Source organism: Nitratireductor sp. GISD-1A_MAKvit (genome assembly GCF_040819555.1).
Taxonomy (GTDB): Bacteria; Pseudomonadota; Alphaproteobacteria; order Rhizobiales; family Rhizobiaceae; genus Nitratireductor.
The window spans coordinates 1,388,776-1,404,504 of record NZ_CP161920.1 but is presented as its reverse complement, the minus strand read 5'-3'; the positions used below and the strand labels follow the sequence as shown (position 1 = coordinate 1,404,504).

Genomic DNA, 15,729 nt, shown 5'->3' with positions numbered 1-15,729 from the left:
GCTGACTACGGTCTTTCGCCAGTTTTGTAGATGCGGCGGATCAGCTCCGCGACAGCCTTGTAAAACTGTGATGGAATCAAACTATCAATCGAAACTTGTTTGTACATGGAGCGCGCGAGCACCGGCTCCTCGAACACGGGAATGCCATGTTCGGTTGCGATCTCCCGGATACGGAGGGCAATCAGGTCCTGTCCCTTTGCGACAACGACCGGTGCGGCATCGTCATCCCGGTGATACCTGAGTGCAATTGCGAAATGGGTCGGGTTCGCAATGACAAGAGTTGCCTGAGGCACCGCAGACATCATGCGTTGACGGGCACGATCTCGCGCCAGAGAACGCAGCCGTGCCTTTACGATCGGGTCGCCCTCGGTCTGCTTGTGCTCGTCCTTCACCTCCTGCTTCGTCATGCGCAGATCGACATGCCATTGATGCCTGGACCAGAAAATGTCTGCGACGGCGATCACCGCCACGACAAGCGTGACGACCACGAGGCTTTGCACGGCAATGTCACGGATCACCGATGTGAACTCGACCGGATTCGTGATCATGCCTGCAAGAAGACGAGTCTCGGCTTCACGCATGGCAAGGATGAGAAAACCGCCTGCTACGATGATCTTGCCAAGCGACTTGGCAAATTCGACAAACCCCTTGGCCCCAAATATGCGGCTCCAGCCTTCCTTTAGCGAGATGCGTGACATTTTCGGCTTGATTCTATCGAGAACGAAACGCGGAGTGTTTTGCAGAATGGAGGCCGAAATTCCCGCAGCCACCAGCAGGGACATCAAAACGCCGATCACCTTGGCGATCTCGAAAAATACCAGCTGATAAATCGCAATCGCGTCGGACCGGGTTTCAAGCGACCACCCATCCGCCCTCTCAAGAAAGGTCGACAGGAAGCTGCCGAGCCTGACCGCGCTTTCTTGAGCAAAGAAGATCGCAAACACCAGAATGGCAAGAAAGGAAGCGAAGACCGGCGCTTCCTTGGAGAAGGGCAATTGCCCCTTATCCACGGAATCGCGTATTTTCTTTTCGGTCGCCTCTTCTGTCTTGCTTTCCTTGTCGGCACCCTCCGCCATCAGGATCTCCACTCATGCGCTTGCGTTACTGGTGCAAATGCAGGCCACGCGTCGCGCTGAATACGGGCACCGACTGGGGAAACTGTCAGGCCGCCTCTTGCTGCTCCATTCCCGGCAGAACGAACGTGCCCTGCTGGGACAGCTTGACAGCCGTCGCGGCGATCTGTTTGCGAGCCTGAAGGATGTCGGCGTCCTTCACATCGTCCGCGCCGGCGTCAAGCTCCGACTCGATCATGCGTCGAGTGCGCTGGCCAAGCGCGGAAAGCACCGCTTCGACCGTTTCGGTCGGTGCGTTGTGAAGCGCAAGCGTCACGAGTTCGCTCGAAAGGCCGTCGAACAATGCAACCCGCGCTTTCTGATCCAGAAGCACGATCTCCTCGAAACTGAATAGCTGAGAACGAATTGCCTTTACATCGCTCGTGCCCGTGCGCTCCAACTCGCTGATGACTTCATCTGCCTCGCGCTTGTCCAGCTCGTTCAGCAGCGATGCCACGCGCGCAAGACCGACCGCGGAATCCTTGCCCGCACGCATACTGCGCAACAGTTCGCTCATGCGGCTCTCAACCAGTTTCTTTGCGGATGAAGGCATATCGCCCATCGCGGCAATACGACTGATGACCGTGGTGCGCAGCGGCTTGTCGAAACTGACTAGCACCTTGGATGCAATCGAAGGGGCAATTCCACTGAGAATGGCTGCTATCACCTGAGGATGCTCTGCCGATATCAACTCGATCAGCTCACCGGTCTCAAGCTTCTCGAGTTCCGTCCAGACCTCTTCAGCGTCGTTTCCGGCTGGTGCATTGCGTCCCATGAGGAGATTCATCTCTTCTTCCGAAAGAGATTCGGTCAGTATCGAGTCGATGCTGTCTGCGGAATCCAGCAGCCCCGCCCCTTCGGTGAACTCGGCTTCAAACTCGTTGACGACCTTTTCCAGTTCGGCCTGGGGGATCGTGCGCAAAAGGCGCGCTCCCTCCATCAACGCTTTCAGCTCATCCTGCTTGAAGAATTTCAACAGGCGTCCCGCAGAGGGTTTCCCCATCGCGACCAGAATGGTCGCTGCCTTCTGTGCCTGCGTCAAAGCCAAAGCTTCTGTCATGACCGACCTTTCCATTCGCAATCCAGTCTGCACATTACTCGGCAGATGCCTTGCCCGCGATTTCGGTTAGTTTCACCCCAAAGCGCGACGGGTCGTCCTCGACCAGAGTAATCTCACCACGAGCAATACGTCTACCGTTGACAACAATCTCGACCGGCTCACCCACGCGGCGGTTCAACGACACGGTTGACCCCTTCTTGAGCGCCATCAGCTGTGAGACGGGCATCTCTGCACTGCCCAGAACAATCTGCACTTCAACGGGAATACCCATCACGAGATCGGGGTTGCTCTCAAAGGATGCCGTGCTGGCCGTCGCACTCGTCGTCTCTTCGTGAAGAACGTCCTTCAATTCCTCGATAGCCTTGTTGAGCTCTTCCTCACCGTTTTCCCGCGGCTCGGGCTCGGCATTGGTCATCGGTCTACTCCTTCACCGCGTTTCCGGCGCATCATTGCGCCAGTAGTCCTTCGACAACGTCCTTGCGGGCGTCGAATGGCTGTTTGATCCGGACGGTGTATTGCTGCCCGGCCTTTCCGAAATCACAGGTGAACACGGTCTTGTCTCGTACCGCCAGGCGCGCCTCCGGCTGCGCCCCTCCACCAAATTCGATCACCTGCCCCTCGTGCAGGGAGGCCAGCTCCCCCAACGCCATTTTCATCAATGGTATCGATGCTTTCAAACTCACTTTCGAGCGCAGCACCTCGTCGCTGAATCGATTGTGCCAGTCGGCCGCCGTGGCGTTCTTGTGGCGCTGGTCTTCGCTACCCATCTCTCGCGTTTCCAGAAGCAGGCGCTGGGGCATCCATGCAGACAGGATCCCACCGGTTTTCTCCCCACCGACCGAGAACCGCAACCGCACGCCGGGGCCGTCCCGCACAACGAAACGACGAAAATCCTGCCCTGCTAGAACAGCCGGCGTCTCGGTGCGCAGTCCGAGCGAACGCGCGCCCTTGCCGTTCAGCGCCTTGGCGAAGAGCTCGAAAACGATCGCGGTCACATCGCGCTCGATAATGGATGGCGGGCGATCGATCGGGACCGTCGGAAGCTCGGGATTGCCGCCGAACATCGCCCCGACCAGCAGAGAAATGGCGGCCGGGTTGAGCCGCATGGTGAGTGCATCGCCAGACCCCTCACCCGGTATCACCACAAGCGCGTCGCAGCTTTCAGCCTCAGGCTTGAGTTCCGCCAGCCGCACGATTTCGACGTCGACCAGCTCCACCAGAATGGGGCTTGGAAGCTTCTCCGCCAAGTCTTCCATCACGCGCGGCAGAGCCCGCATCGCACAGGATCGTGCAGCGTCCGAAACCTTGCGAGGGTCACCCGTGGCCCCTACCAGGCGCTCAACGACCAGCGCGCGCATCAGTTCTGGATCGTCGGTCAGTGCCATGATCGATAGCCACTCCGTTGAGGGTCGTTCATCATGCTGCCTGCTTGTCCCCGGCACCGCCGGTATTCATTGTGCTTTGCTCGACGGCATCGATGGACGGGCGGTCATAAGCAGAGATCGTCTTACGTCCGAACTCCAGTGCCACCTGGGGCAGGGAGCCGTTCATATAGGCAAGCAGCGTCTGCTTCACGATGACATAGAGACGGTTCTTTTTTTCGCGCACGATCTTCACCTTCGTGGCGATGGGGCCAACAACGGCATAGGACATGAAAATGCCCAGAAACGTTCCAACCAGAGCCGCGCCCACCAGGCCACCCAGGATCTCGGGAGATTCGTTGATGGCTCCCATCGCCTTGATCACACCCAGAACAGCGGCAACAATGCCGAGCGCAGGCAGGCCCTCGGCTACCGAAACAAGCGCGTTGTAGGATTTCAGCTTGTCGCGGCGGATCGTCTGAATCTCCTCGTCCATGAGAGCCTCGATCTCGAAGGGACGCGCATTGCCGATGATGATGATCCGGCAATAGTCGCAGATGAAATTCGTGAGATCCCGGTTCTTCAGTATGGTCGGGTAGGACTGAAAAATTGCGGATTCATCCGGATTGTCGATATGTGCTTCCACCTCGCCACGCGATTTGGTGCGTAGTTCACGCATGAGGCTGTGAAGAACTCCCAGCGTTTCCAGATACTCGGTCTCCTTGGGAACCGCCCCCTTGAACGCCTCGACGCAGGCTTTGCCCGCATCTTTCACCGTAGACATCGGGTTGGCGACGAGAAACGTACCGAATGCAGCACCGCAGATGATCACCACTTCCCAGGGCTGGACCAGCACATCCACATGCCCGCCCATCGCCATATAGCCGCCGATCACGCAGCCAAGCGTTACCACCAGTCCAACAAGAATTCCCATCTACACCGCCACATTTTTCAGGCCTTTCGTCCTGTTTAACCCGCGTGCCTTGCGTGGAGCTTGAATGCCGCCCCGCTTCAGCGAAAGCCTCGCGCAAGATAGGCGGATTAGTGTGACGCAACCAAAAATGGCGGAGGCTGCGCCTTGATAAACACCTTCACGAGCTACAACCTCATAAACCGCGACCTTTCACGTTCGCTGGAGCGCATCCAGTCGCAGCCCATGGTGCAGCGTGAAACGGAGTATTATCAGGCCAATATAGGGCGCGTGACCTCCATAGAAGAGTTCGTCAACGACGACCGCCTCTTCCGTTACGCAATGAAAGCCCACGGACTGGACGACATGGCCTATGCCAAGGCGTTCATGGTGAAGGTGCTGGAAGAAGGAATTAGCGATCCTGAGAGTTTTGCGAACAAGCTCACCGACAAGCGCTATGTGGAGTTTGCCCGCACCTATAATTTTGCTGCCGGGGGGCCGGACACCACCAACTACAACCCCGCGCAGAAGGGGACAGTCGACAAATTCCTCTCTAGAGCCATCCAGAATGGCACCGCCCCCAACGACCCTGTTCTGATCGAAAGCATCAACAATTACCTGTCGAGGATCGCAGACATCAAATCGGCAGACGACCTGATGGGCGATCAGGAAATGCTGACATTTGCGCTTCTGGCACACGGATTCGACATTGAAGAAGGGATCGACACCAAATTCCTTCGTTCCGTTCTGGAGGGCGGCATCGACGACCCCGAAAGCCCGGCAAATCTGAGCGAGGACAAACGCTACAGGGCTCTCGCGGAAGCCTTCAATTTCGCACGCTACGGTGAAGACGCGACCACATATAACGTGGCGAACAATCTGGCCGTAGAACGCTATATGCGCCAGACGCTGGAAGAGGATGCCGGCAAGGAAAACGAAGGCGTGAGGCTGGCGCTCTATTTCCAGCGCAAGGCGCCCGAATTCGTCTCCTATTATGAGTTGCTGGCCGACAAGGCCATTGCGCAAGTTGTTCGCACTGCGCTTGGCTTTCCCCCGGCACTCGCCCAGGCCGACATCGACAAACAGGTCGAGATGATCCGCGAGCGGCTGGACATCGAGGATTTCCGGGAGCCGGAAAAACTCGAAGAGTTCCTGAAGCGGTTCACCACCATGTGGGAGCTCGAAAACCCGTCTGGTTCGCAGCAGACGACCATTGCCGCTTTGTTCAGCCAGCCAGCGGAACTGGGAATTTCAAGCGACATGCTTTTCACGATTGCGCAGTTAAAGAGGTAAGAGACCCCAATGCAAACCGGACTCTACGTCGCCCTCTCCTCCCAGGTTGCTCTGGAAAAGCGGCTTGGAACGCTTGCCGACAACGTCGCCAATGCCGGTACGGTCGGCTTTCGTGCCACGTCGGTCAACTTCCGCGACATGGTGAATGGCGACGGTCCCGATTCGGTTTCCTTCGCCGCGCCCGGCACTCCCAATGTGGTGACCCACGCAGGTGGCCTGCGAGAAACGAAGAACCCGTTCGATTTCGCTGTTCAGGGGGATGCATGGTTTGCGCTGGAAACACCCGCCGGCACCGTTGTGACGAGAGATGGTCGTTTCACCATGCGCGAGACCGGTGAGCTCGTCAGCATAGACGGACACCCCGTTCTGGATGCGGGCGGCGCGCCTCTCCTTCTGGATCCGCTCGCCGGGCCGCCCGAAGCGAGCGCGGACGGGACACTGCGCCAGAACGGTCAGCTGGTTGGCGCAATAGGGCTGTACGCGTTCGCCCCGTCGCAAGACTATGTGCGATACGGCAATTCCGGCTTCCTCACCGACAACCCTCAGCCGGTCATAGACCAGCCAGATGCCGGCGTCGCACAGGGATTTGTCGAGGAGGCAAACGTCAACCCTGTTCTTGAAATGATGAACCTCATTGAGGTGCAACGCACATTTGAACATGTATCTGCGCTGATGAGCGACAGCGATTCCGCGTTGAAAGACGCCATCAAACTGCTTGGTGCATGAGTAGTCTCGTGAACGGAACCACCGAAGAAGTCCCGCACAAGGAAACAGTGCTCACTGCACTGGAACAGGCCTATGGCCGCTTTGCCGGCGACGAGCGTTTCCTTGTTAGCCATGGTGGGCGCGTGAGCGACGTTTCACCAACCCACTACAGCGTTCGTGGCCTTTCCCGAACTGCGAGACTTGGCGATCTGGTTTCCCGGCGCACCAGCCATGGAAACTCTGCCGGAGCCGGGGAAATCGTGCGCGTCTCGCGCGACGGAGTTCTGGTGGCGCCTTATGAACAGACCGAACAGGTCGGGCTCGGTGAAGCCGTGTTCAACCGGGGACCACTCAACCTTTCACCCGGCCTGTCCTGGAAGGGGCGCGTCGTGGATGCACTCGGTCGACCCGCCGATGCAAAACCAGCACCGATCACCGGGCCGGCAGTTGACGGGCCCGCTCCGACAACGCCCCCTGCCATGCAACGCCAGCGGGTTTCTGAGGCCTTCCGCACGGGTGTGCGTGTGATCGATATCTTCACGCCGCTTTGCCACGGCCAGCGTATGGGTGTGTTCGCCGGCTCCGGTGTTGGCAAGTCAACTTTACTATCCATGCTGGCAAACGCCGACGCATTCGACACCGTGGTCATCGCCCTGGTGGGCGAGCGCGGGCGCGAGGTGCGCGAGTTCCTCGAAGACACGATCGGACCGCAAGGTATGGCAAAATCCGTGGCGGTGGTGGCGACAAGCGATGAAAGCGCGATGATGCGCCGTCGGGCTCCCGACACGGCAATGAACATTGCAGAGTATTTCCGTGATCGCGGTGACAGGGTGCTTCTTATCGTCGATTCCATCACGCGCTTTGCACATGCACTGCGCGAAGTTGCCATCGGCGCAGGTGAACCTCCAGTCGCACGCGGCTATCCCGCTTCGGTCTTCACAGAGTTGCCTCGCCTGCTTGAGCGCGCCGGTCCAGGTGAAACGGGACGCGGCTCCATCACTGCAATCCTCTCTGTATTGATCGATGGTGACGACCACAACGATCCCGTGGCAGACGCGGTACGCGGGATCCTCGACGGTCACGTGGTGCTTGATCGCGCAATTGCTGAACAGGGGCGTTTCCCGCCCGTCAATCCGCTTGCTTCCATTTCACGTCTTGCCGACCGGGCCTGGAATGCCGATGAAAAAAGACTGGTCACACGCCTGCGCGCGATGATCGCACGCTACGAGGATACTCGTGACATCCGTCTTCTCGGCGCCTATCAGCCCGGTCACGATGCCGAGCTCGATCAGGCTGTCCGACAGATCCCGCTTATCTACGAAGCCCTCAGCCAGACACCGGGCGATCCCCGTTCAATCGATCCCTTCACCGATCTGGCGATGAAACTGAAAGCCGGAGAGCCGACACAATGACGCTGAAACTGGCGAGCCTGGAATTGCCGGACGGGCGCCCGAGCGAGACAAGTGAGGCACCCGTGCCCGCCCCCGAGGTCCGCGCGCACCGGAAATCCGGCTTTCTGCCGCGACGGCTGAAAACGCCAAAAACAACGCCGAAACCGAGTGGTAGCCGCAGCGACTGGATGATCATGCTCGGTGGTGTCGGGCTCGCCGCCATATGTGCGATGTTCCCGTGGTACATTTTCTTCAATCAGGAGCAGTTCGGCGTTCGGCCAATGTCGTTTGCCGGTCGACCCACACCCGAAGGCCCACCCGCCGAAGCTCTACCGGACCTGATCGGCAGGCGCATCCCCACGCAGATCATCGCCATGCCACAGATCGACTACACCCCAACCGGCACAGTTGCCCAATCAACCACCGAAGCGATCGAAGATCAGCCGTTTCCCGGGGATGAAGCGGGCTTCCGCCTCGTCCATGTCATTGGCGGTCGCGCCATGATCGAGGACGATGACGGCTACTGGATGGTTCGGCGTGGATCGCGCCTCCCGGACGGAAGCCGCGTTTCGCATATCCGCAGAAGTGGCGACACGTGGGAGATCGTCACCTCGCGTGAGTTAGTGATCCGGATTGCGTCAGGCGTCGACGGGACGTAAGGCCCGCACAAGACTGGTTGCATAGATTACGGCAGACATGTTCGCATAGACCGAGAGACCTGCCCGATGCAGCCCGTCAACCTGTTCGATCTCGCCACGCACCAGGCAAAGTGGCTTTCCGTACGTCAAACGACAGTTGCCAGCAACGTCGCCAACATCAACACGGCCGGCTACAAGGCACTCGAAGTTGAACCCTTCGAGAATGTGCTCAATGGCAGCCGCGTCGCGCTGAAAAGCACCAACCCCAATCATTTGAAATTCGGCGCGACCAACGCCTCTTTCTCTGTGGGAAGCACCGAAGACCCGGCTGTCCTGCCTTCAGAAAACACGGTGAAGATTGAAGATGAACTCGCCAATGCCAGCGAAGTTCGTCGCGCGTTCGAACTCAACACGGCCATCGTCAAGGCCTTCCACCGCATGCTCATGAACACGTCGAGAGGTTAATCCGTGGATCCGCTTTCAGCATCCTTGAAAGTCGCCGCTTCCGGCCTGCAGGCGCAATCAGAGCGCATGCAGGTTGTGTCGGAAAATCTGGCAAACGCCAAATCGACCAGCGAAATTCCCGGCGGAGATCCTTATCGCCGCAAGACAATCAGTTTCGTGGCCGAGCTCGACCGCAGCATTGGTGGCAGTGTCGTTGAAGTTGGCTCGGTCGCACGCGATCCCACCGAATTCACCCTCGAATTCAACCCCGGTCACGAAGCCGCCGATGAACGCGGCTATGTCAAGATGCCAAACGTCAACGTTCTGATCGAGATGGCCGACATGCGTGAAGCCAACCGCGGATACGAAGCGAACCTGCAGGTCATCAAACAGGCTCGCGAACTGATTTCCATGACCATCGACTTAATGCGGAGCCAATCATGATCCCTCCTGTCGGAAGCATCGCTCCTTCGGCACTTAACGGAACCAGCGGTCTTCAGCCGGCCGGTCAGACAACGACCTCTGAGACCGGCGAAGCCTTTAGCGCCCTTTTGGGTGAAGCGGCAGCCAGCACCGTTGCAAAGCTCAATCACGCCGAAAGTGTCTCACTGAAGGCACTCCAGGGCGAGGCGGAAACCCGTGAGGTCGTGGATGCGGTGATGAGCGCCGAACAGGCACTGCAGGCGGCAATCGCCGTGCGCGACAAACTCGTCACCGCCTATCTCGACATCAGCCGCATGGCCATCTGAGGAGCATAGATCATGAAAGCCCTGTCGATCGCCGCCACCGGCATGAGCGCCCAGCAGCTCAACCTGGAAGTCATCGCCAACAATATCGCAAACATCAACACGACCGGCTTCAAGCGTGCCCGAGCCGAATTTTCGGATCTGCTTTATCAGACCGAACGCATGCAGGGGGTGCCCAGTCGTGCAAATCAGGCGATCGTGCCTGAAGGCGCCAATGTGGGGTTGGGTGTGAAAGCGGCTGCCGTCCGGAACCTTCACATTCAGGGACCGATGAACAGCACCGGCAACAAGCTCGACGTCGCGCTGGTCGGCAAGGGCTGGTTTGAGATCGAGGGCACCGATGGGGAGCCTTTGTACACGCGGGCCGGCTCCTTCAACGCCAACGCCACCGGCCAGCTTGTCACCACGCAGGGGTACAACGTCACTCCCGCCATCGTCGTCCCCGAGGATGCGGTCGAGATCGTCATCAACAAGACCGGTCAGGTGTTCGCTCGAATTGATGGCCAGGCAGACCTCCAGGATCTCGGTCAGCTCACTCTGGCCAATTTCGCCAACGAGGCCGGCCTCGATCCCATCGGCGACAATCTCTTCCGAGAAACGCCTGCCTCGGGTGCAGCCATTCAGGGCGTGCCCGGCGATCCCGGTTTTGCGGTCATCGAACAGGGATATCTTGAAGGCTCCAACGTGGATCCTGTGAAAGAAATCACCGAGCTCATTTCAGCACAGCGCGCCTACGAAATGAATTCGAAGGTCATTCGCGCGGCCGACGAGATGGCCGCAACCGTCACCCAGTCGATTCGGTAAGCAAAAATGAAAAGGCACAACCCGATCCCCGCGCTTTTTCTCGCTCTGGCCAGCATAGTGGCGGCCGGGGTCAGCGCCTTGGCTCAGGAACAGGCGGTTGTGTCCACGCGTGTCATCTATCCCGGCGAGACAATCTCCGTGGATGCGCTCGATGAAATCCTTCTGCGCCGTCCTCCTCGAGGCAACACGGCAATCGCTCGCATGCTTGAAGACATAGATGGCAAGGTTGCCCGACGCACCCTGCTCCCTGGCCGGCTGATCCCGATCAGCTATGTGCGCGAGGCTCATCTGGTCGAAACGGGCAGCCCCGTGACCGTGACCTTCGCCGAGGGCGCGCTGACCATCTCGCTTCGAGCCGTACCGCTTCAGGCAGGAGCAGCCGGAGACATGATCCGGTTGCGCAATACCGAAAGCGGTCGAACCTTCATGGGTATCGTGCTCGCAGACGGTACCGTTCGGGTCGGTGACATATGATTATGCGTTTTCTGGTTACGATCCTGATGAGCGTTGTGCTGGCTCTACCGGCCGGCGCCGCTTCGCGCATCAAGGACATCGCCATGCTTCAGGCCGCGCGCGACAACCAGCTGGTCGGCTACGGTCTGGTGATCGGCCTTCAGGGCAGCGGCGACAGCCTGCGCAACTCCCCCTTCACCGAGCAATCGATGCGTGCCATGCTGGAAAATCTCGGCATCGCGACCGAGGGAGGACGCGCCCGAGCAAAGAATGTGGCTGCCGTCATCGTTACCGCCAATCTTCCACCCTTTGTTCAATCGGGCGCACGGATCGACGTCAACGTGTCTTCACTCGGTGATGCCACCTCTCTCGCCGGGGGGACGCTGGTCATGACACCGCTGCGTGCAGCAGACGGTGAAATATATGCGGTGGCGCAGGGTTCGGTTGTCGTTTCCGGGTTCACTGCCCAGGGGCAGGCGGAGACACTAACCCAGGGCGTGCCCACGTCCGGGCGGGTGCCGAATGGCGCGATCATCGAGCGCAAGATCGAAGCTTCCATGTCCGACAGCGCCACACTGATCCTGCAGCTGCGCAACGCCGACTTCTCGACCGCTGTGCGGGTAACAGACGCGATCAACACCTATACGGGTTCGCGCTTTGGCGCCCAGCTTGCACGGGAAGAGGATGCGAGGACCATTCGCATTCGCCGCCCCAAGGGCATATCCTACGCCCGCTTTTATGCCGAGATCGAGAACCTCATGGTCGAGTCGGATGCTCCGGCGCGCGTCGTCGTCGACGAGCGCACCGGCACGGTGGTGATCGGCAATGATGTCCGCATTTCCCGCGTGGCCATCAGTCATGGCGCCCTCACCGTACGCATCACCGAAACCCCTCGGGTGGTGCAGCCCGAGCCATTCTCGCGTGGCGAAACCGCCGTCGAACCGTTTACCGAAATCGAGGCCGACCAGCCCGACGCCAAGGTCGCGCTACTGGACGGACCAAACCTGCAAACGCTGGTCTCCGGTCTTAACCGGCTGGGCGTGAAACCCGATGGCATCATCGCGATCCTTCAGGGCATCAAGTCCGCCGGCGCGCTGCAGGCCGAACTCGTGCTGCAATAGGTGCAAAACATGTCTTGCAGTATCCGACTGAAAAAACTCACCGCAGCCGTCTTTGCAGGACTGGTTTTCGCGACACAGACTGCACCGGTCCATGCACTGGCCGCCGACAATCCGTCAGGCATGAAGCCGGACGAGGTGGAGCGCTTCTGCGCCAATATCGCCGATGCCGCACGTGATCGCCGCTATGCGCTTCAGGCGATGGAGCTTGAGAAGCTCAAGACAGAAGTGGATGAACGCGTCGCCGCTCTTGAGCAAAAACGCGCTGACTACGAAGCCTGGTTGAAACGCCGCAACATTTTTCTGGCTCAGGCAGAGAGCGGCATTGTGGAGATCTATTCCTCAATGCGGCCTGATGCGGCAGCCGAGCGCCTCGCAGAAGTCCGCGTCGAGCTTGCAGCCGCCATCCTCATGAAGCTTGAGCCCCGCACGGCCGGCATCATTCTCAATGAAATGAACAGCAAGTCGGCAGCGACACTGACAACCATCATCGCCAGTGCCGCCCGCCCGGAGGACCCGTCATGACGTTCCGGCCCCTGTGTCTCCTGCCGCTGATTTTTATTGCCGGTTGCTCGCAGTCGATCAAACAGATCGGCAAGGAACCGGCAATGACCCAGGTTGGTGCCACAATCGACCCGGAGGTGATGGCCGCGTACAATTATCCCAAACGACCGGCACCGACGCTCACCCGCTATTCCTTGTGGGATGACAAGCAGAGCCGGCTCTTCACCGATGCACGTGCGCTGAATGTCGGCGACATCCTCACGGTCGAGATTTCGATCAACGACAAGGCTCGCTTCAAGAACGAGTCGGAGCGATCGCGCGATGCATCGCGCAGTCTCGGCCTTTCCGGATCCTACGGCATTGGTGGCGCTGGCTCTTCGGCCGCTGCCGAAGGCAAGATCGGCTCAGGCACCTCCACAACCGGCGGCGGACAGACCGAGCGTTCGGAAAACATTCGTCTGCTGGTGGCGGCCGTTGTCACGCAGGTGCTCTCCAATGGCAATCTGCGCATTCGTGGCACACAGGAAGTGCGCGTCAATGCTGAGCTCCGGATCCTCACGATCGAAGGCATTGTGCGGCCAAGCGACATAGACCCGGAGAACATGGTTTCCTACGAGCGCATCGCCGAGGCACGCATTTCGTATGGCGGGCGTGGGCGGATCAGCGAAGTCCAGCAACCACCCTACGGCCAGCAGTTCCTTGATCAGGTCTTGCCCTTCTAATCCGTTTCGGAGTTCCAAAAGACATGGCGCTGCTCGAACAACAGCCAACTGAAAACAAGGGCCCTTCGCTCGCGGTCCAGCTGGCGATTCTTCTCGTCATGTCGGCGCTTGCAGGCGGCGCCGCCTGGTTTGCCGGCAGTTATCTGGAAAGTCGGACTGCCAGCGACAAGGAGGAGACATCGACGGCAGAGACCGCTACAAAGGGCGGTGAAGAAGCCGAAGATGGGCCAACCGCTCCCACCGGTGTTTATCCAATAGAGCCGATCACAACCAATCTGGCGGAGCCAAGCGAAGTTTGGGTCCGTGCGGAGATGGCACTGGTCTTTGAAGGAGATCCCGATCCGCTTGTCGCCGAAGCCGTGCACCAGGATCTTTTCGCCTATCTGCGCACAGTCAAACTGCGCCAGGTGGAAACGGCAAGCGGCTTTCAGCATCTCCGTTCCGATCTTGAAGAGCGCGCCAGCATTCGCAGCGAAGGCGCGGTGAAGCAGATCCTGTTCAGGGCTCTGTTGTTCGAATGAGACGTCTTACCCTTGCCTTTGTGGCCAGCCTCCTGCCATCGGCGGCGGCAGCCCAGACCCTCGATCTCGGTGCATTGACCGGCGCGGATGGTTCGACCATCGGAACCATTATCCAGATCTTCGGCCTCTTGACGGTTCTGTCGGTGGCGCCAGGCATCTTGATCATGGTGACGAGCTTCACCCGCTTCGTGATCGCGTTTTCAATCCTGCGGGCCGGCATGGGATTGCCGACCACACCGGCAAATCTCATTCTGATAAGCCTGTCCCTGTTCATGACATTTTATGTCATGGCCCCGACTTTCGACCGTGCCTGGGCCGATGGCATTCGCCCGCTGATGAACAACGAGATCAGCGAGCAGGATGCCGTACAGCGCATCGCCGAACCCTTTCGCGGCTTCATGGTCAACAATGTGCGCGAACGGGACTTCGCCCTGTTTGCAGATCTCGCAGCCGAACGTGGCAACATCGACATAGATGTCACCGTTGAAACTGCCGATCTGCGCGTGCTCGTTCCCGCCTTCATGATTTCGGAAATCAGGCGTGGCTTCGAAATCGGCTTTCTCATCGTCCTGCCCTTCCTTGTCATTGATCTGATCGTGGCCACGATCACCATGTCCATGGGCATGATGATGCTTCCACCGACCGTGGTATCCCTGCCCTTCAAGATCCTGTTTTTCGTGTTGATCGATGGCTGGAACCTGCTCGTCGGCAGTCTTGTCCGCTCGTTCGTTTGACCTCCGCGGACACGCAGGTTCGATGCCGATAGACGCATTTCACCGCGCCGCGTTCACGCATGTGGAAAATTAATCGGCGCAGCTCGATTTCATCGCTTCCATTATCCATTTGGTAGGATTTACCCGCGATAAATGCCTTCAAGCATGGCGGGCAGATCTTCCAACTGGATCAAGGGCATGATGCCGCTCCCGTCATACCGGTAAGCCCGGTATGTCCCTCGTGTGTATTTGTATTTCAGGGGCGTTTATCCCATGGCAAGTCTTATGACCAACGCGTCGGCAATGACGGCGCTGCAGACCCTCAACACCATCTCCAAGAACATGGCTACCACCCAGTCCCGCATCTCGACGGGCCTGCGCGTGGGCGAAGCTTCCGACAACGCAGCTTACTGGTCCATCGCGACTTCGATGAAGTCCGATAACAAGGCCCTGTCCAGCGTTCAGGATGCTCTGGGTCTCGGCGCCGGCAAGGTCGACACGGCCTACACGGGTATCAACGAAGTCATCGACACCGTCGACAAGATCAAGCAGAAGCTTGTCACGGCACGCGGTGCTTCGCAGGAAGACCAGCAGAAGATCCAGGGCGAAATCAATGCGCTCCAGGCTCACATCACGTCGGTTGTCAGCAACTCCAACTATGCCGGCTCCAACATCATCCAGGACAACGCCGATGTGAACATCGTCGCTTCCTACAACCGTGCCGGCACGACGGTCTCCATCGACGAGATCACGCTGACAGGCGCCGACGTTCTGGTGCTTGATGCCACCGCGGCAAACGGCACTGCAAAAGACGTTGTGGCAACGGCACTGTTCGACGCTTCGAGCGGCCAGGTTGCAGACACCGCCATCGACACTGCACTTGGTACCGTCGAGACGGCTCTTGCTGCCCTCGCCGACCAGGCAGCCGAGCTTGGTGCTGCAAAGTCCCGCGTCGACCTTCAGAAAGACTTCGTTGGCAAGCTTTCCGACGCCATCGAGCGCGGTGTTGGCCAGCTGGTCGATGCAGACATGAATGAAGAGTCGGCCCGTCTTTCGGCCCTGCAGGTTCAGCAGCAGCTGGGCGTTCAGGCTCTGTCGATCGCCAACTCCAACTCGCAGAACATTCTGTCGCTGTTCCGCTAAGAGACTGGTTCTGGCGTTTCGGCGCCGAAACCCTAATTGAGAACGGGCCGCTCCCCTCGAGCGGCCCGTTTTTTATTCCTGCCCATATCAG

The 15,729-nt window shown here is 59.0% G+C and carries 20 protein-coding genes; 15 read left to right on the top strand and 5 right to left on the bottom strand.

Going from position 1 to position 15,729, the window contains the following annotated elements:
- Nucleotides 1-5: 5 nt before the first annotated feature.
- The 5 genes from flhB to motA all read right to left on the bottom strand — a co-directional run bounded on the left by flhB (nt 6) and on the right by motA (nt 4,467).
- The gene (gene flhB / locus AB2N04_RS08020) at nt 6-1,076 is read right to left on the bottom strand and encodes a flagellar biosynthesis protein FlhB (protein ID WP_367718191.1); all 1,071 of its coding nucleotides are present in this window, start codon (nt 1,074-1,076) and stop codon (nt 6-8) included.
- Between the two features lie 85 nt (nt 1,077-1,161).
- Entirely contained in the window at nt 1,162-2,172 is a 1,011-nt protein-coding gene (locus AB2N04_RS08015) for a FliG C-terminal domain-containing protein (RefSeq protein ID WP_367718190.1), read from the bottom strand.
- A gap of 34 nt (nt 2,173-2,206) precedes the next feature.
- Nucleotides 2,207-2,587 carry a flagellar motor switch protein FliN gene (gene fliN, locus AB2N04_RS08010; RefSeq protein WP_367718189.1) on the bottom strand — a complete coding sequence of 127 codons (381 nt, stop codon included), beginning with the start codon at nt 2,585-2,587 and terminating at the stop codon, nt 2,207-2,209.
- Between the two features lie 31 nt (nt 2,588-2,618).
- Nucleotides 2,619-3,557 (bottom strand): FliM/FliN family flagellar motor switch protein, encoded by a 939-nt coding sequence (locus AB2N04_RS08005; protein WP_367718187.1) that lies wholly within the window; start codon nt 3,555-3,557, stop codon nt 2,619-2,621.
- 31 nt (nt 3,558-3,588) lie between these two features.
- Nucleotides 3,589-4,467 (bottom strand): flagellar motor stator protein MotA, encoded by an 879-nt coding sequence (motA, locus tag AB2N04_RS08000; protein WP_367718186.1) that lies wholly within the window; start codon nt 4,465-4,467, stop codon nt 3,589-3,591.
- 144 nt (nt 4,468-4,611) lie between these two features.
- On the opposite strand from motA, the gene AB2N04_RS07995 reads away from it, so the two are divergent.
- From AB2N04_RS07995 to AB2N04_RS07925, 15 genes are all read left to right on the top strand, one after another.
- The gene (locus AB2N04_RS07995; protein ID WP_367718184.1) at nt 4,612-5,736 is read left to right on the top strand and encodes a DUF1217 domain-containing protein; all 1,125 of its coding nucleotides are present in this window, start codon (nt 4,612-4,614) and stop codon (nt 5,734-5,736) included.
- Nucleotides 5,737-5,745: 9 nt separating this feature from the next.
- A complete protein-coding gene (gene flgF / locus AB2N04_RS07990) occupies nt 5,746-6,462 on the top strand; it encodes a flagellar basal-body rod protein FlgF (RefSeq protein ID WP_367718182.1) in 717 nt (238 codons plus the stop codon).
- Nucleotides 6,463-6,470: 8 nt separating this feature from the next.
- Nucleotides 6,471-7,853: a flagellar protein export ATPase FliI gene (gene fliI, locus AB2N04_RS07985; RefSeq protein ID WP_367718181.1), complete on the top strand. Its 1,383-nt coding sequence runs from the start codon at nt 6,471-6,473 to the stop codon at nt 7,851-7,853.
- Nucleotides 7,850-8,491, top strand: a complete 642-nt coding sequence (locus AB2N04_RS07980; RefSeq protein ID WP_367718179.1) for a hypothetical protein — start codon at nt 7,850-7,852, stop codon at nt 8,489-8,491. The genes fliI and AB2N04_RS07980 overlap by 4 nt, the downstream gene beginning before the upstream one ends.
- A gap of 66 nt (nt 8,492-8,557) precedes the next feature.
- On the top strand, nt 8,558-8,935 hold the full coding sequence (gene flgB, locus AB2N04_RS07975) for a flagellar basal body rod protein FlgB (RefSeq protein ID WP_367718177.1): 378 nt from the start codon (nt 8,558-8,560) through the stop codon (nt 8,933-8,935).
- 3 nt (nt 8,936-8,938) lie between these two features.
- Nucleotides 8,939-9,358 (top strand): flagellar basal body rod protein FlgC, encoded by a 420-nt coding sequence (flgC, locus tag AB2N04_RS07970; protein WP_367718175.1) that lies wholly within the window; start codon nt 8,939-8,941, stop codon nt 9,356-9,358.
- Complete coding sequence (locus AB2N04_RS07965; protein WP_367718173.1) at nt 9,355-9,663, top strand: flagellar hook-basal body complex protein FliE; 309 nt, start codon at nt 9,355-9,357, stop codon at nt 9,661-9,663. The genes flgC and AB2N04_RS07965 overlap by 4 nt, the downstream gene beginning before the upstream one ends.
- Before the next feature lie 12 nt (nt 9,664-9,675).
- Nucleotides 9,676-10,464, top strand: a complete 789-nt coding sequence (gene flgG / locus AB2N04_RS07960; RefSeq protein WP_367718172.1) for a flagellar basal-body rod protein FlgG — start codon at nt 9,676-9,678, stop codon at nt 10,462-10,464.
- Nucleotides 10,465-10,470: 6 nt separating this feature from the next.
- On the top strand, nt 10,471-10,938 hold the full coding sequence (gene flgA / locus AB2N04_RS07955) for a flagellar basal body P-ring formation chaperone FlgA (protein WP_367718170.1): 468 nt from the start codon (nt 10,471-10,473) through the stop codon (nt 10,936-10,938).
- A gap of 2 nt (nt 10,939-10,940) precedes the next feature.
- On the top strand, nt 10,941-12,038 hold the full coding sequence (locus AB2N04_RS07950) for a flagellar basal body P-ring protein FlgI (protein ID WP_367718169.1): 1,098 nt from the start codon (nt 10,941-10,943) through the stop codon (nt 12,036-12,038).
- A 9-nt stretch (nt 12,039-12,047) separates the two neighbouring features.
- A complete protein-coding gene (locus tag AB2N04_RS07945) occupies nt 12,048-12,560 on the top strand; it encodes a MotE family protein (RefSeq protein WP_367718168.1) in 513 nt (170 codons plus the stop codon).
- Nucleotides 12,557-13,261, top strand: a complete 705-nt coding sequence (gene flgH / locus AB2N04_RS07940; protein ID WP_367718167.1) for a flagellar basal body L-ring protein FlgH — start codon at nt 12,557-12,559, stop codon at nt 13,259-13,261. The genes AB2N04_RS07945 and flgH overlap by 4 nt, the downstream gene beginning before the upstream one ends.
- Nucleotides 13,262-13,284: 23 nt before the next feature.
- Entirely contained in the window at nt 13,285-13,782 is a 498-nt protein-coding gene (fliL, locus tag AB2N04_RS07935) for a flagellar basal body-associated protein FliL (RefSeq protein ID WP_367718165.1), read from the top strand.
- A complete protein-coding gene (gene fliP / locus AB2N04_RS07930) occupies nt 13,779-14,516 on the top strand; it encodes a flagellar type III secretion system pore protein FliP (protein ID WP_367718163.1) in 738 nt (245 codons plus the stop codon). The genes fliL and fliP overlap by 4 nt, the downstream gene beginning before the upstream one ends.
- 252 nt (nt 14,517-14,768) lie before the next feature.
- Nucleotides 14,769-15,638, top strand: a complete 870-nt coding sequence (locus tag AB2N04_RS07925; protein ID WP_367718161.1) for a flagellin — start codon at nt 14,769-14,771, stop codon at nt 15,636-15,638.
- The last annotated feature ends 91 nt before the right edge of the window (nt 15,639-15,729 follow it).